Origin of the sequence: Weissella halotolerans DSM 20190 (assembly GCF_000420365.1) — a bacterium.
Classification (GTDB): domain Bacteria; phylum Bacillota; class Bacilli; order Lactobacillales; family Lactobacillaceae; genus Weissella; species Weissella halotolerans.
Genome location: NZ_ATUU01000002.1, coordinates 325,067 through 344,045 on the forward strand (window position 1 = coordinate 325,067; position 18,979 = coordinate 344,045).

Here is an 18,979-nt window from a genome sequence, read left to right on the forward strand (position 1 = left end):
AACTGGCTCGTTATCAGCTAAATGCATGTAAGTTTGATCTTCCTTACTTGATGGTTCCACTGTCACTGTTAAGAAAGACTTGGTAACCGCCTTTTTTGTCATCTGCTTAGTATATTGAAACATCGAGTGTTGTAAGTCACGGGCCGTCATCTCAGGTAACAACTTTACCGGAATCGTGGCCTTTTCAATCATAAAGGTCTTCCCTTGTAAAAGGCGCAGTCGTTTAATTTGATAAACTTCTTCACCAGCTTTTAAAAATAATGCTAGTTGTGTCTCTGCATCTGCAACTTCTTTTTTAAAATCAACTAACCGAATTGCCGGCGCTTCACCGTGATATCGATATGAATCCGAAACCCCTAAATTTTTGCCCAAGGACTGAAACATAGGCTGGTTCTTCCAGTAGAGGGGGTTTACAAAGGTCCCTGACCCCCGTTTTTTAAAGATAATCCCCTGTTGTGCCAACACATTAAGGGCTCGTTTAATGGAGCTTCGTGATACACCATAGGATTCCGCTAGTGATCGTTCATCTGGCAGTTTTAAATCTTCAAATTCTTGACGCTTAATGCGGTCCTTCAGATCATCAACTACCCGCATATAAATAACCTGGCGTTCCATAATCACTTTCCCTCCCTGTTTATCAGTTAACAGCGTAACATAAAAGTGGTCCAACCAAAAATTGGTTAGACCACTTTGTAAACTTTAATAATCTTTGCCAGCCCATTCAGCCTCAAATTGACTAACGAAAGTATGCATTGCCTGATCACGGATTTTCCCAATTCGTTTACCTTCATTGGTATTTAGGTAATCCTTTAACAAAAATAATTTTTCGTAAAAGTGGTTAATCATCGTCTCGCCATCAGCTGATCGATACTCGGCTTTGGTTTTTAACTGGCGAGGTTTAATCGCAGGATCATATAATACGTGTCCTGCCTGATAGCCGTATGCAATGACTCGGGTCACCGCAATCATCCCCATCGCTTCTAGGCGGTCAGCATCTTGGACAATTTGCCCATTTAAATCAAGGGGCTCTGCTTGTCCAAAGCGTTGCTTACTCCAAGACATATTATCAATAATATAAAAAATGGCCGTCTGATCATGCAAGCTGACGTTCTGTGCCGTCATGAACTGAGCCAGTTCTGTTTTTGCTTTACCAACATTTGCGACTAACTTATCATCATAAACATCATGCAAAGTTGCAGCTGCCAAGGTGATAAACGCATTTGCACTTGGTTCGGTTGTTAATAAATGCTGCGCTAATTTGACGACCCGCTTAATATGGGTCACATCGTGTCCGCTATTATCCCCTTTTAAGGCCACTTGCATGTATTCATTTAGGCTGGCTAATTGTCTTGCTTGTACGGGGGTTAACTGTCCTGTCATTTTGATTACTCCTTTAAAATGCCTTGGTTAGCAGGACCACAATGAGGTTCACTAGGAGCGCTAAGCTAAATAAAACAAGGTAAAAGCCACCCACTGTGACTAGCCAATCCAAGCCGTAGGTCAGGTAAAAACTTGGGTTAACACCCGTCAAAAACAATGCTACTAACATTAAGAGACCCACATATAAAAAGCTACCAGACCAGGTATTATGCCAGTCAGCACGGCTCAGGTTAAGCCCAAGACTTAAACTGATTATCATAACTAGCCATAGCAAAAAATGCCACCAAGTAAATCCCGCAGTCACTACAGTAAAATTCAAGTTAGGACTAAAGAGCTGTGGCCAGAGCCACTTGGTTACTAACATCATGCAGGCAATAATACCCATAAAGGGCGCTTGTCCAATAAAAAAATTACCTAAGCGCTGGTAGAGATTGTGTGGATGATAAGAGTGTGCCACATAACCCAACTGTGTGGTCGTAATAGCCTCTTTAGGTGCTACAAAAAGCTTTATTTGGTCAATATGATGTAAAAAAAGTAGTGCTAACAGGGCATGTGATCCCTCATGAACGACGATACCAAGGCACCCCCAATAACTTTGTGCACGAAGACCATACCGCTTAACAATTAAAGTCACCGTCTGGCTAGTTAACGCTGAAATAAGTAAATTCGCCAGCAGGGGCATTATAAATCCAAGCCCCAATAAATATAACCAACTTTGCCAAACCATACTTATAAAGGACATCATCGCGTCTGTTGCAAATCAGCAAATTGACCCTGTACAAAGTCCGCTAAGAGCTGACTATCAACTTTAATGGACCGCCCTAATTCACCGGCTGATACCACAATGGTACCAGCTTTTTTCGCTGCCTCATCAAAATAAATTGGAAACTTCTTGTTTTGCCAGATCCCCACTGGATTATTAGCACCATGAATATATCCTGTTGTTGCCTGCAGGTCCCTTGTGTGAATCATGTCGACCCGCTTATTAGCGGACACAGCAGCTAACTTTTTTTCATCAAGGTGTGCATCAATGGGAACAATGCCAATAACCGGTCCCGTAACATTACCGGTCAAGGCTAAAGTCTTATAAATATCATGCTCACTTAAACCATATCTTGCCATCTCAGCGTCCTTTCGATTTAAACCATCTTCAAACACAATGGTTTCATATGGAATGGCTGCCTTGTCCAGAATTTGTTCAACTAAAACTTTTTTAATCTTTTTCTTTTTACCCATCTTGTTTATACGCCCATTTACCTTCCGTTAGGTTAATAAAAAAAGCATATCACTACACACAGGTTGGTGTAAATAATATGCTTTCTTCAAGTGTTTACAGCCGAATATTCGCCTTAGCTAAGGCTTCTTGCACACTAGCGGTAGCCATAAATTCATCATATGAGGTTTCTGCCCGCTCGATGACGCCCTCTGGACTAATCACAATAATATGATCTGCAATCGTTTGGGCAAAGGTATGATCATGAGAAGTGAAAATAATCCCTCCTTTGTAATCGATCAGCCCATCATTCAAGGAAGTAATCGATTCTAGGTCAAGATGGTTGGTTGGGTCATCTAAAATTAAGACGTTCGGCTTAGTTAACATCAACTTAGAGAAGACCACTCGAACTTTTTCGCCCCCAGACAAAACGGCCAGCGTCTTTTCAGCATCTTCACCTTTAAAGAGCATCCGACCTAACAATCCCCGCAGGAAGGTGTTATCATCTTCACCCTTTTCGGCAAAATCACGTAGGTAATCTAAAATTGGCTGCTCTGGCTTAGGAAAATTACTAGCCATATCCTTAGCTAAATAATCACGACTGGTTGTGACACCCCAGGTAACGGTCCCTTCGTCGGGTGTCTGACGGCCAGCTAGTATATCGAGCAACATGGTTGCCGCCACGTCATTTTCCGCCATAACCAGCGCTTTTTCATTAGGCTGCAAGGTGAAACTTACATTGTTTAGTAGTTTAACACCGTCAACCGTTTTAGAGATATTTTCAACACGGACCATGTCATTACCAATCGGCCGACTAAGGTCAAAATGAATATAAGGATACTTACGACTAGATGGTTGAATATCATCAAGCGTAATTTTTTCTAATTGCTTCTTACGAGCCGTTGCTTGCTTGGACTTAGATGCATTAGCTGAAAAACGCGCAACGAAGTCTTGTAGTTCCTTAATTTGCTCTTCTTTTTTCGCATTTTGCTGTGATTGTAGTCGCGCAGCTAATTCGGATGATTCCTTCCAGAAATCATAATTACCAACAAACTCTGTAATCTTGCCAAAATCAACATCGAGCGTCATGGTTGAAACGGCATTTAGGAAGTGCCGATCATGGGACACAACAATCACAATGTTTTTATAATCAGCTAAGAAGTCTTCCAGCCAGGCAATCGTTTTCGTATCTAATCCATTGGTGGGCTCATCCAAAATCAAAATATCTGGGTTACCAAAAAGCGCCTGGGCTAACAAAACTTTGACCTTTTCGGTTTCGGCCAATTCAGCCATCTGAGTCTGGTGTTGATCACCTGGAATCCCTAAACTTTGCAAAAGTTGGGCTGCATCGGCTTCAGCAGTCCAGCCATTTAAGTCATCAAATAAGGCTGACAGTTCACCAGCGCGAACGCCATCTTCATCACTAAAATCAGGTTTAGCATAAATCGCATCCATCTCCGCCTTGACATCATACAGCTCCTGGTAGCCCCGCAAAACGGTCTCCATCACCGTATAATTATCAAACGCAAAGTGATCTTGTACCAAAGATGACATCCGTTCATTGGGATCCATCGTGATCGTTCCTGTCGTTGGTTGTAGCTTACCTTCAAGCACCTTTAGAAAGGTTGACTTACCTGCACCATTGGCACCAATAATGCCATAGGTATTTCCAGGCGTAAACTTCAAATTGACATTGTCGTATAACTTCTTGCCACTAAAGGCAACTGAGACATTTGAAACAGTTAACATATATTTTTCTCATTCCTTTTTTCCTTGATTGGGTCGTAATCATCATTCTAACAGAAAGTTGTCAGTCACGCTAAATACTAATGGTTTCTTTGGTTGGACCAGGCTAAGGCCACAAAATAGATTGCAGCCTCTAAAATAGCAATATAAAAGGAAACCGGCACGTTCGTCCAATAAGATAAAACTAATGCCACCCAGACACCAAATACAGCAAAACTAATTGACCAAGCGACCATTTGCCAGACTGTCCGTCCTACCCGCATGGCAGCGCTAGCAGGCAGGGTCATCAAAATGAAGATCAATAGTGATCCAACAATTTGTGATGAAACGGCAACCGTAGTTGCCATAATAACTAGAAAGGCCACTTCAACTAACACAATATATTTAATACTAAAGCGTGCGGTATTGTAGTCAAAGGCAAAGTGCCGCAGCGGTCTGAATAAGACTAACACCAACACTAGTACCAGGACTGCCAACAGAATAACCTGTTGAATATTATCATGACTGATACTAAAAATTGAGCCAAATAAAATACTCGTAGCCGCACTAGCGTTCTTCTGTGATAAGGCTAAAAAGGCGATCCCCAAGCCAATTGCAATGGCACTAACTGCTGATATCAAGGAATCAGCATGTTCTTCTTGCATGCCCAATTCACCAATCGTGGTCGCAGCCAAAATGGTGAATAACAACATTCCCCACAAGGGCGACCAATTCATAAAAAGACCAAATGATGCGCCGGCAAACCCAATCTCGCTTAAGGTATGGGCCAAAAAAGACATCTGTCTAGCCACTACAAAGACGCCAACAAAGCCACTCACAATAGCAATCAACGTCCCTACAATAAAGGCATTTTGCATAAATGGATAATTAAGCATGGTCTTGATTCCCCACTTTCAAGCGACTAGTGTCTAATTCAGCAACTGATCCAAACTCGCTATCTTGAGCGGACAATAGTAAATAGTCATCTGCGAACTCCTTAACTATATCCAAGTCATGACTAATCATAATAATACTCAAATGATGGTGGTCTCGGTAATGACGAACCACATCCATTAATTCGTACTTTGCCACATTATCAAGATTAGCGGTTGCTTCATCTAAAATTAAAACACTCGGATTAACTAACAACGCTTGGGCCAAGTAGGCCCGTTGGCGCTCACCACCAGAGGCACGATCAATCCGGCGCCGCGCCAAGCTTGTTAGGTGGGTATCCTTCAAGATATGGGTCAACTGCTGTTTTTCAGCTCTGGATAACCAAGGGCGCCAGCCCCGATCGTAACTAAGCTCAACAAAATCTGCAATATAGAGTGGAAAGTCGGCTACATTAGGCCGCTCTTGGGGAACATACCTTACTACCGTCGCTGGATTAGTCCAAACTAATTCCCCAGCAGTTAATTGCTGCTGTCCCAAAATAGCTCTTAATAAGGTCGTTTTCCCAACTCCATTATCACCAATCACCGCTAACATCCGTTGCTGACCAAGCTGAAAGTTTACCCCTTGGTATAACCAATGTTGGTCAAACTTTATCCCAATATTATGTCCCAGGAGGACTGGTTGCTTAGTTTGACTCGTCATGTGCACCCACCGCCTTTGCTAACTGCTTTAACTGAGCATATTGCCAATCAAGATAAGACTGTCCTTGCCCTTTAGTTTCTGTCACTTTTACCACCGGCACCTGATGCTCTTTGGCATAAGCAACCGCTTGATCAACCAGCTTTCCTTTGGCCTGCTTATTCTCAATTACAACCTTAACTTGGCCTTGATCAATCGCCTTGCGCCAAGCCTGAACGGCAGCGGGTGTAGGGTCTTGTCCCTCATCAATTGCTTGCCCAAACGCTGGTACTAGGATGTTAGCATCTAAACTTTTTAAGGTTAAATCAAAAACAGGCTCCGTAGTCAGGACACCCTGACCAGCCAAGGTTTGCTTCAACGTACTCCTTAACTGGTCTAGTTTAGTTAGTTTTCGTAAGTAGTGTTGCGCATTCTGTTCAAAATATGGTTTTTTCGCTGGAATCAGTTGACTATAGGTTATCACCAACTGATTGGTTAACCGATTTGCTAGGTCAGGCGCATACCAGAAATGTTCATTATCTCCCGCATGATAGTGGTACAGCTTGGCAACTGTAATCTTTTTAGCAGATTCATTGGCTTGCGCTAAGCGCGTGCTCCACTGATCATAGCCACCGCCATTTGAAATGATGATATCTGCCTGTTGGTACAACCTAGCTGTACTAGCTGTAGGTTCAAAGTCATGAGGATCAATGGCTGGATTGGTTAAAACACTGCGGACACTGCCTTGATTGCCTAAGACTGCCTGGGCAATTTCACCATAACTATCTAAACTGGCCACTACATGTAGCCTGCCCGTCTGCTGACTCTCTTTTGTTTGTTTAATTCCGGTAAACACTACCAGCCCAATTAAAAAAATAACAAATATAGCAGGAAGGCCCAATAACCACTTACTATTCTTAGTCATCTGTCTCATCCCCCATTAAGCACTGCTCTAAGGACTGTAGAAATCGTGCTATGGTAGCTTGTTCATCTGTGTCAAAATCCATCAACAATTGCTGATAATGCTCAAGCGTCTGCGCATGCCGACGCGCATGGACTTGCGCTAGTGAAATACCATGGGCCGTCAACGCCCAGCGACTAATGCGGCCATCATGATCATCCGGCACTTGCGTTACCATAGGCTTAACAGCATGTTGTAAATGCTTCATGACCTTCGTGATGGCCGCGGGTGATACCACTAAAGCATGAGCCAATTCAGAATTCGTTTGAGGGCCGTTTTGAGCTAACAACATTAACACGTGTCCTTGCGTTGTCGTCACATCACTTGCCTCATCCGTTTCACCTAGCAAAATTTCCCGCTGATTTTCCGCCAAAATCCGGACGTGCTTTAAAAAAGCATCAATTTGTTCAGCTGTCTCAGTCATCCGCAAAACTCCTTTACCAGTTAATTAACCAGTAAAATATAACACGTTGGTCCTTCCCATGCAAGGTCACTTACTTAATTAAGTAAGCGTAACGGCGCATGACAACGACCACAACGATATCGACTTAACTTTATTCGACGTTGACGGTATATATCATGGCCTCGTTCACAGCGATAGTGCCACCGCTGCTGGCTAGTCCGACTAGTCGGCGGTGCATATCTTAGACCGCCCACATCAGCCAAGAGCCGTTTAAATGACTGGTCCTTATGCTGGTAAGGTCGTCCTTGTAAATGTAAGTGGTAATGGACCAATTCGTGTTTAATCACCCCAATCAAATTGGCCAAATCGAATTCAGTCAACATCAAAGGATTAAACTCCAAATCATGACTACTTAACAGATAACGACCACCTGTTGTACGTAGGCGGTTGTTAAATCGTGCCTGGTGTAAAAAAGGACGATGAAAAGAGTCTTTTGATACCTCTTCCACTAGAGTCTGCAAGGTTCGATTATCCATAAGCTTGCTGTCCCCCCTCTGCTTTAGTTCCTGTTAGTCATTGATCTACTTGAATCTGCTTACTGCCAATTAACATATGCTTATCAAACTAAATAAAAAGCCGGCAAGCGTAATCGCTCACCGACTTTTTCAGTTGGGATAGCTGGATTCGAACCAGCGATACACGGTACCAAAAACCGATGCCTTACCGCTTGGCCATATCCCAATAATAAAATGGGGGGTAAAGGATTCGAACCTTTGAACCCGAAGGAATGGATTTACAGTCCACCGCGTTTAACCAGACTTCGCTAACCCCCCGAAATCAACTTTTATATAATAGCAATTATTCCCACTAAATGCAAGAAAAACACTAGAAGTTTTTAGTTGATTTCTTTATCCTTCATTTTCTTTATGATCTCGCATCAGGACAGCGGCGGCTAAACCACCTAAACTGACAATGACAGCAGCCGCCAAAAAGACGGCAGCCATCCCTGAATAATAAGCCTTTTCAACTAAAGCTTGAAGGTCACTAATCAGTGGGATTTGACGATAAAGATTAGAAAAAACCAGTTCATGACCGCTAAAGGGTCCCGCCGCTATCAGCAACTTATGTAGCGGGTCTAAAACCACACTTGGCAAATCAAGATTAAGCCAATCAGCATTTAACGTTGCCTCATAATGATTTGTTTGTGTTAAGCCTAAAATAACCACACCAAATGTTACTCCCACTTGCCGGAAAACATTTAACAAGCCCGATCCCATACCCATTTCAGCTTGTTTAATGTCATCTAACCCAGCATTATTTAAAAGCGGATTAACCAAGCCGTTGGTAATGCCATACATCACCATACCCGGTACCATGGCAGCAAACGTCACCTTCGTTACCATGACGTTGGCTAGCCAAATAAAAGCTAATCCAGCCCAGAACATAAAGCCAGCAATTAACCAACGCTTAGAAAAACGTTGACCAATATAGCCTGTTAGGGGTCCTAAAAGCAAGGACCAAATCGAGATGGTCAACTGACGCACCCCAGTCTCCAAGGCCGAATATCCCATATAATTTTGCATCATCGCCGTCAGGTATCTGCTCATGGCATAAATACCTGCCCCAAGAGCAAAAGCCACAATCACGGCCCCTACAAAATTAATCTGAGTAAACATTTTCAAGTCCATCATTGGCGCTGGCGTTTTGATTTCTACTAAAATAAAAATAATCAAAAAAATTGCAGCGGCAATTAACCAAAAAACGATATCTGGACTGGTCCAGGCCGCGTGCGTTGCAGCCTCTTTCTTTATCAAACCAAAGATGGCCGAAAATAAAGCAGCGGCCGATAAAAGCATTCCTAACAAGTCAATCTTTTCACCCCGTCCATAGCTAGGTGTTTCGGCCACATAAAGATAGGTCATAACTAAGGCTATCAATCCAATTGGCACATTCACAAAGAAAATTGATGGCCAACCAAAATGTTCAACTAAGTAGCCACCAACTAGCGGACCAACAGCGGATGAGAGGCCAATGACAGACCCTAAAATACCAAGACCAGTCCCTCGGTCCCGGCCTGTGAAATTGGACCCCACTAATGCCATGGACAAAGAATTCATCCCAGCACCACCGATACCCTGAATACCACGTCCAAGGTCAAGGACAAGTAGGGATGGGGCCAAGCCGTTTAAAATTGAGCCTCCAATAAAGATCGCCATACTAATCATAAAGACCCGTTTGCGACCATACATATCACCTAACTTGGATGTAATTAACAAGGTCACCGCAAACACAATCGTATAAGCATTAAGCACCCACTGTAAATCGTTAAAGGTCGTATGAAAATCTAGGGCCATTGTCGGCAAGGCCACATTAACTACCGTTACATCTAATAAGGCCATAAAGACACCCAAGGACATTGCCATCAAGGCTAACCATTTATGACTACCACTCACTTGCCCTGCCATCTGCTCACTTCCCCCTTTAAACTTACAGTTACGACTTAAAACAAAAAAGCCGATAGAAGATTCTATCGGCTTCACTAGTTGGGATAGCTGGATTCGAACCAGCGATACACGGTACCAAAAACCGATGCCTTACCACTTGGCCATATCCCATTCATGGTGGGAGATAAAGGATTCGAACCTTTGAACCCGAAGGAATGGATTTACAGTCCACCGCGTTTAACCAGACTTCGCTAATCTCCCAATAGTATTAACTTAACGTTGCAAGCCCTAGGGCCTCAACAAGATATTAATATACACGTCCGCCGGTTAACTGTCAACATTATAAGGGCAAAATCACTAATTTTTTTTGCCAACTGGTCAAAAAATCAGCCGCTAACCACTCTCCTGTCCGTTTCTTCAAGCCAACACTAACATTATAAAACGCCGTGCCTTGGTGCTGTCTAACCGGCGAACTCACATGATGATGTCCAAAGAAAACATGGTGCACCTGCGGAGTTCCCGCTAAGAGCTTACCCAGGCGAGGTGACCCTAAAACAGCATTTAACTGCATATAAGGTCGCTGGCTGGATACTTTTATATCATCCTTAATTGGCACAAAATGTGTCACCACAATAACTTGCTTTTGTGCTTGGCCAGCCCTAGTCAACTGTGCCTGTAATTGGTTAAGGGCAATATCAGTACGCTCCCGGTCTGACATTGACTGCTGAATAATACGATCATAGTAAAAACCATAATGGAAACGCTGGCCACTTGCCTCATCCATCATTGGTGAAAAACCATAATCATACCAACCATTGTGTCCAATCACACGCCAAGATGTGCCAACTATATCAAGATAGTGATTGTGTAAATAGAATGGCGACTCAATACTTTCGATTTGATCATAGGTTAGGTCCGAACTCATATCATGATTTCCTAAAATAAATCTAACCTGCACTTGAGCGGCTAACTGTTCCTGCAAATAGGTAACATACTGGTAAGTTCGTTCATAGTGATTGCTAACATCGCCTAAAATAAAGTAGGCCTCAACACCAGCCCTAAGAAGATAATTAGCCTGTTCTCTTGCAGCCCATCGCCAGTCAACCTTATTTAAGTCCAAATGATTATCGCTTGAAAAGCCAACCTTCACCACTACGCGCCTCTTTCCTTCTTTAAAACTACTAGCTAAAAATTTGACTTGTAGTTTTATTAAACATGTTTTAAAATTGACACTATTGTCTAATTTAATTTAACATAAATTCTAATCAAGACAAAAGAAATATTTATTTGCGAGGACTTTATTATGGAAAATTCCAATAAACCGGCCGCGGCAAAACCCGATCAAAACGATCATGCTTTTTTTGGGCAACCTCGTGGGTTAAAGACCCTCTTCATGACCGAAATGTGGGAACGCTTTAGTTTCTATGGCATGAAGGCCATTTTGCTCTTTTACATGTGGTATTTAATTGCTGATGGGCAATTAAATGTCAGTCGATCGACAGCCGCTTCAATTATGGCTATCTACGTCTCCATGGTTTACTTGGCTGGCGCAATTGGTGGCTTTATGGCCGATCGGATTCTTGGTGAACGACGCACTGTCTTTTGGGGTGGTGTGCTGATTATGATTGGGCACATCTGCCTAGCCCTGCCAGTCGGCGCCATTGGTCTTTACTCGGCCATGGTCTTCCTAATTTTAGGAACAGGGCTCCTAAAGCCTAATGTCTCCTCTTTGGTTGGTTCACTCTACAAAGAAGATGACCCACGACGCGATTCAGGTTTTTCAATCTTTGTTTTTGGAATTAACTTAGGTTCCTTTGTCGCCCCCTTATTGGTTGGTTGGACTCAGGAGAATATGGGCTTCCACGTGGCCTTCTCATTAGCGGCTATCGGAATGTTCTTTGGTCTCTTACAGTTCCACTTTGGACAACGTAACTTATCGGAAGATTCACTCTATGCTCCCGATCCAATCCAGCACGATGAAGTTAAGCCATTACTAATTAAAATCTTATTTGGTTTAATTGCGGCAGCACTAGTTGTTTCCTTGATGTTCTTGATGGGCTGGACTAAGATTGACGACTTTATCAATTTGTTAACGATTGTCGCTATTATCCTGCCTATTTCATACTTTGTAACCATGACCACGAGTGCTAAGGTTACCTCAGTGGAACGTTCACGGGTATTTGCTTATATTCCACTTTTCATTGCTGCGGTGCTTTTTTGGGCCATTGAAGAACAGGGTTCAATCGTGTTAGCCACCTTTGCTGCGGAACGAATTAATTATGCTGGCATGCCAAGCTTTGTGTCACCATCAATGTTCCAATCATTAAATCCCTTGTTCATTATGCTCTATACCCCCTTCTTTGCTTGGCTATGGACGGCTTGGGGTAAGCGTCAGCCTTCTGCGCCAATGAAATTCTCAGTTGGTTTGGTATTTGCTGGTGCTTCTTTCCTTCTAATGGCCCTACCAGGAGCATTATTTGGAACCGCTACTAAAGTATCTCCTTTGTGGTTAGTTGGTTCATGGGCATTGGTCATCGTTGGTGAAATGCTCATTTCACCAGTTGGTTTATCGGTTACGACTAAGTTAGCACCACATGCCTTTATGTCACAAATGATGTCAATGTGGTTTTTAACTTCTTCAGCGGGTTCTGCCTTAAACGCACAACTTGTACGTCTATATAACCCAGCCAATGAAGTAGCTTACTTCACTTGGTTTGGAACAGTTTCGGTTGTATTAGGAATCGTCCTAGTCTTCTTAGTTCCACTCATCAAAAAGATGATGGATGGGGTACGTTAACTAGCTAAATAAAATAATAAAACGACATAGGCCTAGGCCTATGTCGTTTTATTATTTTGTATTCTTTTTTTGCCGACTAAACATGACAAGTCCCAGTCCAATCATCAATGCCAAGACCGCTAATTTTTCTTGTTTTAAAGCAAAAAAGCCACCTGCAATAAAGACTAAAACCATCCCTATCTTATCCATGCTTTTAAAATGCCTTCTTTCTACTTACTTTTTTGTGGCGTATTTACCGCCTTCACAGTTAGTCCAATGGCAGCAATGGTCATTATTAAAATAATGACCGCCATTCCCCATTTATTAATCAATGATGACAATGATACCATACTACCTGCAATAATCGTTCCGATTGGTCTAGTAACAGCAAAAACACCAGAATAAGCACCAATTCTGTCAGGATCCATTAAATCTGCCCGTATCGTTTGTCCGGCCGGCACCACAATAATTTCACCCAAAGTCCAAATAAGCGTTGCTAAAATTAATGGCCAAAAGTCGCCTAAAATAAATGATAAAGCGATCCCAAAGCCCTGTAGTCCTTGCCCGACGGAAAAGCCAAAAATTAGTGGCCAACGCGTACTATAATGATTAATTAGGCCCATAAAAATAATGATTAATGCCGTGTTGGTAATCATCATCAACGATAACATTCGTTGCCCATATATTTCCTGAGCCCATAACCAATAAGTATGAAAGTCTGCTGTTAAATGGGCCGGTAAATAATAATCAATCTGGGAATAAACAACAATCGACAAGACCGCCCCCAATGCAAATATGGTATAACGTCGATCTTGCAATACAGTCAAGTAGCTTCGTAAGGCCTGCTTAACTGTTTTAGCCTGCTCTTTTGCTTGCCCAGTGAAGGTTTCACGCATTCCTAAAAAAATAACAAGAAAATTAATCACAGCTCCAAAGGTCATTCCAAGCAAGAGATAAAAAAGATAGTCCCTAAAGAACCAGCCGCCAATTGCCGCTCCGAACATAACCCCAATATTGACAATCCAATAGATTAAAGCAAAAACAAACTGCCTGTTGGCAGGGGTCGAAACATCAATCATCATCGCTTGATCAGCCGGATCAGCTAGCGATCCACCAGCCATGGCAATTAAAAAACCAAAAAAAGTCAATCCGGGCTGAAATAGCCAAGGTGAATTAGCAAGCGTAGCTAATATGTACCCTGTAATCATCAACCCAGCTCCGACTAACATAGTAGGCCGTCGCCCCCAAGCGTCAGCCAAATGTCCACCATATAAACTACCTAAAAAACCAGCTACTGAAACAATAACCAATAAAATTCCTGTCCACAGTGACCCAAAATATTTTAAGTAATAAAAGGTCATATTTGGTCCAATTGAACTACTTAACAGCACTGTTAAGAAAACGGTAAAGGCGCGTAGTTTTAAATTAGCGTCTAACTCCATAAAAGCTTTCATTGTTTTCTCTACTCCTTCTTATACCGCCACAAAAGAGCATTTTGATAATTAAACTGATAATAAACAGATTGTTTACTTTGGCCCATGAGCTGATAACCAGCTCGTGCGACGACACCTTGACTAGCCACATGATCTTTAGCAATTAGAACCTCTATTTGCTTTAACTGATAATTATTTAAAGCATAGGCCGTCAATTCTTTAACTGCCTGGGTCATATAACCATGATGATGATAAGCTGAATGCAACCAATATCCCATTTCAGCAACCCCTTGATCAAGTTGCACATGGTGTAGATTAAGCAATCCTATGAGCTGATCCCCTAAGACTAAGTTAAAAAGTTTCTCCTGAGACTGCCTTATCATTCGTTCCACATAAGCAAACTCATCAGCCGTACTTCTAATCGCATCTACCCAATCCTTATACTGCCGCAAATATACGCGATCACTATTAATTAACTGATAAATAGCCGGTACATCAGTCAGTTTTGTTTCACATAACAGCAAGGCAGTATCTTTCACAACGAGTTCCGTCATCCTACTTTCTCCCCGTTTCACATGAAACACCTGTTACTAACCTACTTTTGTTTTAACAAAATACTCTCTTAAACATTAAGGGTATTATATCTTTAAATTATAATAATTCAAAGCATTTTATCATTTTTGTTTAACCTAATAAAAAGGTCTATTTTCATTGGTTAACGAAAATAGACCTTTGCTTAATACTCATAACGCTTAACTTACGCTTAGCGGTCACCATTCTGACTTACTAATTGATCAAGCAAGAACTCCGCCTCTAACTTTTGATAGACCAAATCTGCTACATCCTGCATTAAGCGTTCAGCTGCCATACTAGGCGGAACCGGAATTGGTTTTTCCCCCTTAAAACGCAAACGCAACGCATCCACAAAACGATCGTATGCCTTTTTAGGATATTCATCTTTAGTGATTACATCAATGGCCTGTCGAATTTCATCTAAAGAAAAGAGTGACTTGCTTAAGGAAATAATAATCACATCTGCAATCTGCATTGCTTGGTACTTCTTCTTTACTGGTGCAAAAATCACTTTCTTTTTAACATAGTTATTCACCATTGTTGCAGTAATAACTGGCATATTCAGGGGAGTAACTAGACGATTAACGTAAGAAACTAACTGATCCATGTATAAATCCACTGCTGGTAATTCATCCCAATAAGGAATTGGCTGCTTAGCTATTTTTTCTTGCCAGTCAGCAAACACTCCATCTTCTACCATTTCTTTACCTCTTTATTCTTCATTAGGTAACACGTCATCACCTACTGGTTCCAAAGGCAGGCGCACGATAAAACTCGTTAATTCATCTGTTGATTCCACCGTTACCGTTCCATTATGAGCTGATACTACGCTCTCTACAATGGCTAAGCCTAGACCGGTACCACCGGTCTTAGTATTGCGAGAATGCTCGACCCGATAAAAGCGATCAAAAAGATGGTCTACCGAACTAGCTGGAATGGGCCGTCCATTATTCGTAACTCGTACTTCAACCTCATTTTCATCGGGTAACTTCCGAGCAGACAATCGAATAAAGGTTGCCCCTTCACCATATTTCAAGGCGTTACTAATTAAATTCATGAACACCCTGGCTAACCGGTCCGGATCTCCTACCATTTCAATCATTTCAGGTTGAGCCACCACTGAGACTACAATCCCATGATTTTTAGCCTCTAATTCATAAGAGGCCGCTAATTGCTGTAATAGGGCCGCTAAATCAATGGGGGCCCACCGTAATTTAAAATCAACTTGTTTCACTTGCGTATAGTCAAACAAGTCTTCAACTAGCGACTTCATTTGTAGCGCCTTATTATAAGCTGTTTTTGAATACTTTCGCATATCAGCTGGCTTTAATTGCCCCTGCTCATCATTAATAATTAAACCTAAATAACCTAAAATTGAAGTCAAAGGCGTCCGCAAATCATGAGAGACATTCGTAATCATCTCATCCTTAGAACGTTCGATATTACGTTCTTCAATCATCATTGTATGTGCCGTCTCATACAAGCTTTCTACGCTTTGAGCTAGCGGACCTAACCGTTCTCCCCAATGGTGTAGTGGCAATCTAGCCATGCTTCTCATGTCAGTTACTTCTTCTGTCAGTTCATCAACAGCCCTTATCAATTGGTTTAGCATCATCTGTTCATAAAAATGAAGCATACTAACCAGCCAAGTGGCTAGTAGGCTAATCAAGATTAAGCTCACTCCAATCGGATGGTGCTGACTAAAATATTCAATCCACGCCCACCAAGTATGACCACCAGTCGTTGGCGGACCTTGGAGGATAAAGACTAAACCGACACCGGCCAACATAAAAAGCAGGGCCGCAACCACACTTTTAACGACAAAAATTAGCCATCCAAATGCTTTTGGTTTCATCCCTACTTCCTCACTCTATTTTAACTGTCTGTCTTTAATAAAACTGGCCAATGGACCATTCTCTTAAAGAACCTCGATTTTATATCCAACACCCCAGACCGTTTGAACGACCTGGTTGCCTTCGGTAGCTTCCTCTAATTTATCCCGCAAATGTGAGACATGTACCATCACCGTTTTAGCAGAAACGACAGATTCCTGTTGCCATACCCGTTCAAAAATATCGTCAGCACTAAAGACCCGATTAGGATGTGATGCTAGCAAGTATAAGATACCGAACTCAAGGGCCGTCAAATTCACTTCAACCCCATCAGCCGTCTTGACTTCATGACTATCCTTATTAATTGTTAAGGGGCCAATATCTAAAATCTCTGGTGTTGCTTGCTGCATCCCATTTTGTGACCGGCGTAAGAGCGCCTTAACTCGGGCCATCACTTCTAAGGGGTTAAAGGGCTTCGTAACGTAGTCATCTGCCCCGGTAATTAGGCCTTGAATCTTATCCATTGCTCCTGTTTTGGCAGACAATAGTAAAATCGGCACCGGATTGTCCTTACGTACTTCTTTCACAACCTCCGTGCCATTCATCTCAGGCATCATGATATCTAAAATAACCAAGCCAATATCAGGATTTGTGCGCAATTTTTTTAAAGCCTCACGCCCATCGCCAGCAATGACAGGTTCATAGCCCTCATTCTTGACATAGATTTCCAATAATTCCGCAATTTCCTGGTCATCATCAACAATCAAAATTTTCATTGCGTATCCCTTTCTACACTAACCTATTTAGTATTGGTTGGTCGACCACCCAGAAAGCCACCTTGCATACCCGTTTTTTGCCGCCATTGACGAAAGCCCAAGTAAGCAACGCCAGCCAGGATTAGGTATACCCAACCAGGCAAAATTGGATTTATCGTTAAGGGGATGTAGGCAAAACTGGTATAGCATAAGAACCAAGCACCAAACAATAGGATGGTCACTGCAATACGATAAACCCATCCGCGTGGCTTGGCCCCTTTCCTTGGCGCCACAGCCATCGCCCAGCTACCAAAGAAGAGTCCACCCGTGATAGCTGTTAAACAAAGGGCCAAAATACCAAATGAGCCCAACCCAGCTTGACCACTAGCTGCTAACTGTCTACCACTAAACAATAGCATAAGACCAAACATAAGACTAAACATCATAAAGAATACTAGTGTGTTATCAATGACAATGGGCCAAAAGCCATATGATGCATAAGCAGGCTGGCTATGGTCTTGAACATAAGTCTTAGTTTGAATACCTAAAGCTGCTTGTGGTGTTCCATATAATTGCTTAGCAGTCTGCCCTGTTTTTTGACCTGCTAACAATGTCGTTTGAATCTCTGCTAGCAACCCTGCCTGTAATTGATCATCTGTTGCCTGCTCTTGAACTTGCCACATAAAGTCTTGATTACGCTTAGTTAACCCACTAGCCGCTAATTCTTCGCGGCTAGCAAGCTTTTTGTGTGGCCGCTGAGCTTGTTGTTCTGTTGCCATTTTTTTCTCCTTAAACATTGAATAGGAATTCCATAATGTCACCATCTTGGACGACATATTCTTTTCCTTCAGAACGGCGCTTACCCGCTTCCTTAACGGCCTTCATTGAACCATACTGGTCTAAATCATCAAAGGCTACTGTTTCAGCACGAATAAAGCCACGTTCAAAGTCAGAGTGGATAACTCCGGCTGCCTGCGGAGCCTTCATCCCAGCATGGAAAGTCCATGCCCGCGTTTCTTTTCCTCCCGCAGTAAAGAAGGTCCGCAGGTCCAACAAATGATAAGCAGTGCGAATTAAGCGATTTAGGCCTGGTTCAGTAATGCCCTGTAACTCCATAAATTCAGCCTTATCCTCATCATCCATCTCAGCAATTTCCTCTTCAGCACGTGCCGAAATGGCCATCACTTCAGCGTGATCTTTGGCAGCGTAATCAGCCACCTGTTGATAGTAGGCCCCACTAGTTGGATCGGCCATCTCTTCTTCAGCCACATTAGCCACATATAAAACTGGCTTTGATGTTAACAGGAATAAGCCATCCACAATTTTTTGCTCATCCTCGTTCCACTCAATCGACCGAGCAGGGCGACTTGCCTCTAAAGCTGGTTTTAATTTTTCTAAAACCGCATACTCAGCAAGGGCCGTCTTATCCTTTGATGTCAAAGCTACCTTTTCTACTTTAGCATACCGCTTTTCAACTGCTTCTAAGTCAGCCAAAATCAACTCGGTGTTGATAGTCTCAATATCTTCAAGTGGATCAACTTTACCTGATACGTGAGTAATATCATCGTCATCAAACGCCCGAACAACATGCACAATCGCATTAACCTGACGAATATTTTCCAGGAATTTGTTTCCCAATCCTTCACCCTGCGAGGCACCTTTTACAATCCCAGCAATATCAGTAAATTCAAAAGTAGTTGGGACGACCTTATCAGCAGGAATTAATTCTTGAATTCGATCAAGCCGCTTATCAGGCACTTCAACCATCCCCACATTAGGCTCAATCGTGGCAAAGGGGTAGTTAGCCATTTCGGCCCCAGCCTTAGTTATAGCATTAAACAAGGTTGATTTACCAACGTTTGGCAAACCAACAATTCCAGCAGTAAGTGGCATTTTTATCTTCCTCTTTCTT

At 42.4% G+C, this 18,979-nt stretch carries 21 protein-coding genes and 4 tRNA genes; 1 reads left to right on the top strand and 24 read right to left on the bottom strand.

Annotated elements, in window-relative coordinates:
• The 16 genes from G414_RS07265 to G414_RS0104305 all read right to left on the bottom strand — a co-directional run.
• Nucleotides 1-615 (bottom strand): UTRA domain-containing protein (locus tag G414_RS07265; RefSeq protein ID WP_040761549.1); only part of this gene is annotated, 615 nt, incomplete at its 3' end.
• Nucleotides 616-699: 84 nt separating this feature from the next.
• Nucleotides 700-1,380: an HD domain-containing protein gene (locus G414_RS0104235; protein WP_022791615.1), complete on the bottom strand. Its 681-nt coding sequence runs from the start codon at nt 1,378-1,380 to the stop codon at nt 700-702.
• A 13-nt stretch (nt 1,381-1,393) separates the two neighbouring features.
• Entirely contained in the window at nt 1,394-2,107 is a 714-nt protein-coding gene (locus tag G414_RS07270; RefSeq protein ID WP_022791616.1) for a hypothetical protein, read from the bottom strand.
• A gap of 14 nt (nt 2,108-2,121) precedes the next feature.
• Complete coding sequence (locus tag G414_RS0104245) at nt 2,122-2,616, bottom strand: aminoacyl-tRNA deacylase (RefSeq protein ID WP_022791617.1); 495 nt, start codon at nt 2,614-2,616, stop codon at nt 2,122-2,124.
• Between the two features lie 94 nt (nt 2,617-2,710).
• Nucleotides 2,711-4,342, bottom strand: coding sequence for an ABC-F family ATP-binding cassette domain-containing protein (locus G414_RS0104250; protein ID WP_022791618.1), 1,632 nt, complete (start codon nt 4,340-4,342; stop codon nt 2,711-2,713).
• 77 nt (nt 4,343-4,419) lie between these two features.
• Nucleotides 4,420-5,214, bottom strand: a complete 795-nt coding sequence (locus G414_RS0104255; RefSeq protein ID WP_022791619.1) for a metal ABC transporter permease — start codon at nt 5,212-5,214, stop codon at nt 4,420-4,422.
• Entirely contained in the window at nt 5,207-5,914 is a 708-nt protein-coding gene (locus G414_RS0104260) for a metal ABC transporter ATP-binding protein (protein WP_022791620.1), read from the bottom strand. Before G414_RS0104260 ends, G414_RS0104255 begins: the two co-directional genes overlap by 8 nt.
• Nucleotides 5,898-6,815, bottom strand: coding sequence for a metal ABC transporter solute-binding protein, Zn/Mn family (locus G414_RS0104265; protein ID WP_022791621.1), 918 nt, complete (start codon nt 6,813-6,815; stop codon nt 5,898-5,900). Before G414_RS0104265 ends, G414_RS0104260 begins: the two co-directional genes overlap by 17 nt.
• Nucleotides 6,808-7,275, bottom strand: coding sequence for a MarR family transcriptional regulator (locus G414_RS0104270; RefSeq protein ID WP_027694538.1), 468 nt, complete (start codon nt 7,273-7,275; stop codon nt 6,808-6,810). Before G414_RS0104270 ends, G414_RS0104265 begins: the two co-directional genes overlap by 8 nt.
• A gap of 74 nt (nt 7,276-7,349) precedes the next feature.
• Nucleotides 7,350-7,790, bottom strand: coding sequence for a SprT family protein (locus G414_RS0104275; RefSeq protein ID WP_022791623.1), 441 nt, complete (start codon nt 7,788-7,790; stop codon nt 7,350-7,352).
• A 133-nt stretch (nt 7,791-7,923) separates the two neighbouring features.
• Nucleotides 7,924-7,995: transfer RNA gene (locus tag G414_RS0104280), tRNA-Gln, on the bottom strand.
• Between the two features lie 9 nt (nt 7,996-8,004).
• Nucleotides 8,005-8,087 (bottom strand) — tRNA-Tyr (locus G414_RS0104285).
• A gap of 75 nt (nt 8,088-8,162) precedes the next feature.
• Nucleotides 8,163-9,719 carry an MFS transporter gene (locus G414_RS0104290; protein ID WP_022791624.1) on the bottom strand — a complete coding sequence of 519 codons (1,557 nt, stop codon included), beginning with the start codon at nt 9,717-9,719 and terminating at the stop codon, nt 8,163-8,165.
• Nucleotides 9,720-9,797: 78 nt separating this feature from the next.
• Nucleotides 9,798-9,869 (bottom strand) — tRNA-Gln (locus G414_RS0104295).
• Nucleotides 9,870-9,873: 4 nt separating this feature from the next.
• Nucleotides 9,874-9,959, bottom strand: a tRNA-Tyr gene (locus G414_RS0104300).
• 79 nt (nt 9,960-10,038) lie between these two features.
• Nucleotides 10,039-10,851 carry a metallophosphoesterase gene (locus G414_RS0104305; RefSeq protein ID WP_022791625.1) on the bottom strand — a complete coding sequence of 271 codons (813 nt, stop codon included), beginning with the start codon at nt 10,849-10,851 and terminating at the stop codon, nt 10,039-10,041.
• Nucleotides 10,852-11,001: 150 nt separating this feature from the next.
• On the opposite strand from G414_RS0104305, the gene G414_RS0104310 reads away from it, so the two are divergent.
• Complete coding sequence (locus G414_RS0104310) at nt 11,002-12,495, top strand: peptide MFS transporter (RefSeq protein ID WP_022791626.1); 1,494 nt, start codon at nt 11,002-11,004, stop codon at nt 12,493-12,495.
• A 51-nt stretch (nt 12,496-12,546) separates the two neighbouring features.
• On the opposite strand, the gene G414_RS07620 is transcribed toward G414_RS0104310, so the two are convergent.
• The 8 genes from G414_RS07620 to ychF form a co-directional block, all read right to left on the bottom strand.
• A complete protein-coding gene (locus G414_RS07620) occupies nt 12,547-12,684 on the bottom strand; it encodes a hypothetical protein (protein WP_155971920.1) in 138 nt (45 codons plus the stop codon).
• A gap of 20 nt (nt 12,685-12,704) precedes the next feature.
• The gene (locus G414_RS0104320; protein ID WP_022791628.1) at nt 12,705-13,928 is read right to left on the bottom strand and encodes an MFS transporter; all 1,224 of its coding nucleotides are present in this window, start codon (nt 13,926-13,928) and stop codon (nt 12,705-12,707) included.
• A gap of 8 nt (nt 13,929-13,936) precedes the next feature.
• On the bottom strand, nt 13,937-14,461 hold the full coding sequence (locus G414_RS0104325; protein ID WP_022791629.1) for a GNAT family N-acetyltransferase: 525 nt from the start codon (nt 14,459-14,461) through the stop codon (nt 13,937-13,939).
• Between the two features lie 209 nt (nt 14,462-14,670).
• Nucleotides 14,671-15,180, bottom strand: a complete 510-nt coding sequence (locus G414_RS0104330; RefSeq protein WP_022791630.1) for a DUF1836 domain-containing protein — start codon at nt 15,178-15,180, stop codon at nt 14,671-14,673.
• A gap of 12 nt (nt 15,181-15,192) precedes the next feature.
• Nucleotides 15,193-16,335 (bottom strand): sensor histidine kinase, encoded by a 1,143-nt coding sequence (locus G414_RS0104335; RefSeq protein ID WP_022791631.1) that lies wholly within the window; start codon nt 16,333-16,335, stop codon nt 15,193-15,195.
• Nucleotides 16,336-16,398: 63 nt separating this feature from the next.
• A complete protein-coding gene (locus G414_RS0104340) occupies nt 16,399-17,088 on the bottom strand; it encodes a response regulator transcription factor (RefSeq protein WP_022791632.1) in 690 nt (229 codons plus the stop codon).
• 23 nt (nt 17,089-17,111) lie between these two features.
• On the bottom strand, nt 17,112-17,846 hold the full coding sequence (locus G414_RS0104345) for a DUF1129 domain-containing protein (protein WP_027694539.1): 735 nt from the start codon (nt 17,844-17,846) through the stop codon (nt 17,112-17,114).
• 10 nt (nt 17,847-17,856) lie between these two features.
• Nucleotides 17,857-18,960, bottom strand: a complete 1,104-nt coding sequence (gene ychF / locus G414_RS0104350) for a redox-regulated ATPase YchF (protein WP_022791634.1) — start codon at nt 18,958-18,960, stop codon at nt 17,857-17,859.
• Nucleotides 18,961-18,979 lie beyond the last annotated feature (19 nt).

What these genes read in the sequence shown, in the direction of transcription:
- G414_RS0104250 (WP_022791618.1), bottom strand. Translation starts at nt 4,342, where the DNA reads ATGTTAACTGTTTCAAATGTCTCAGTTGCCTTTAGTGGCAAGAAGTTA.
- G414_RS0104245 (WP_022791617.1), bottom strand. Translation starts at nt 2,616, where the DNA reads ATGGGTAAAAAGAAAAAGATTAAAAAAGTTTTAGTTGAACAAATTCTG.
- G414_RS0104265 (WP_022791621.1), bottom strand. Translation starts at nt 6,815, where the DNA reads ATGACTAAGAATAGTAAGTGGTTATTGGGCCTTCCTGCTATATTTGTT.
- G414_RS0104290 (WP_022791624.1), bottom strand. Translation starts at nt 9,719, where the DNA reads ATGGCAGGGCAAGTGAGTGGTAGTCATAAATGGTTAGCCTTGATGGCA.
- G414_RS07620 (WP_155971920.1), bottom strand. Translation starts at nt 12,684, where the DNA reads ATGGATAAGATAGGGATGGTTTTAGTCTTTATTGCAGGTGGCTTTTTT.
- G414_RS0104260 (WP_022791620.1), bottom strand. Translation starts at nt 5,914, where the DNA reads ATGACGAGTCAAACTAAGCAACCAGTCCTCCTGGGACATAATATTGGG.
- G414_RS0104330 (WP_022791630.1), bottom strand. Translation starts at nt 15,180, where the DNA reads ATGGTAGAAGATGGAGTGTTTGCTGACTGGCAAGAAAAAATAGCTAAG.
- ychF (WP_022791634.1), bottom strand. Translation starts at nt 18,960, where the DNA reads ATGCCACTTACTGCTGGAATTGTTGGTTTGCCAAACGTTGGTAAATCA.
- G414_RS0104310 (WP_022791626.1), top strand. Translation starts at nt 11,002, where the DNA reads ATGGAAAATTCCAATAAACCGGCCGCGGCAAAACCCGATCAAAACGAT.
- G414_RS0104270 (WP_027694538.1), bottom strand. Translation starts at nt 7,275, where the DNA reads ATGACTGAGACAGCTGAACAAATTGATGCTTTTTTAAAGCACGTCCGG.
- G414_RS0104275 (WP_022791623.1), bottom strand. Translation starts at nt 7,790, where the DNA reads ATGGATAATCGAACCTTGCAGACTCTAGTGGAAGAGGTATCAAAAGAC.
- G414_RS0104340 (WP_022791632.1), bottom strand. Translation starts at nt 17,088, where the DNA reads ATGAAAATTTTGATTGTTGATGATGACCAGGAAATTGCGGAATTATTG.
- G414_RS0104335 (WP_022791631.1), bottom strand. Translation starts at nt 16,335, where the DNA reads ATGAAACCAAAAGCATTTGGATGGCTAATTTTTGTCGTTAAAAGTGTG.
- G414_RS0104255 (WP_022791619.1), bottom strand. Translation starts at nt 5,214, where the DNA reads ATGCTTAATTATCCATTTATGCAAAATGCCTTTATTGTAGGGACGTTG.
- G414_RS0104345 (WP_027694539.1), bottom strand. Translation starts at nt 17,846, where the DNA reads ATGGCAACAGAACAACAAGCTCAGCGGCCACACAAAAAGCTTGCTAGC.
- G414_RS0104320 (WP_022791628.1), bottom strand. Translation starts at nt 13,928, where the DNA reads ATGAAAGCTTTTATGGAGTTAGACGCTAATTTAAAACTACGCGCCTTT.
- G414_RS0104325 (WP_022791629.1), bottom strand. Translation starts at nt 14,461, where the DNA reads ATGACGGAACTCGTTGTGAAAGATACTGCCTTGCTGTTATGTGAAACA.
- G414_RS07270 (WP_022791616.1), bottom strand. Translation starts at nt 2,107, where the DNA reads ATGGTTTGGCAAAGTTGGTTATATTTATTGGGGCTTGGATTTATAATG.
- G414_RS0104235 (WP_022791615.1), bottom strand. Translation starts at nt 1,380, where the DNA reads ATGACAGGACAGTTAACCCCCGTACAAGCAAGACAATTAGCCAGCCTA.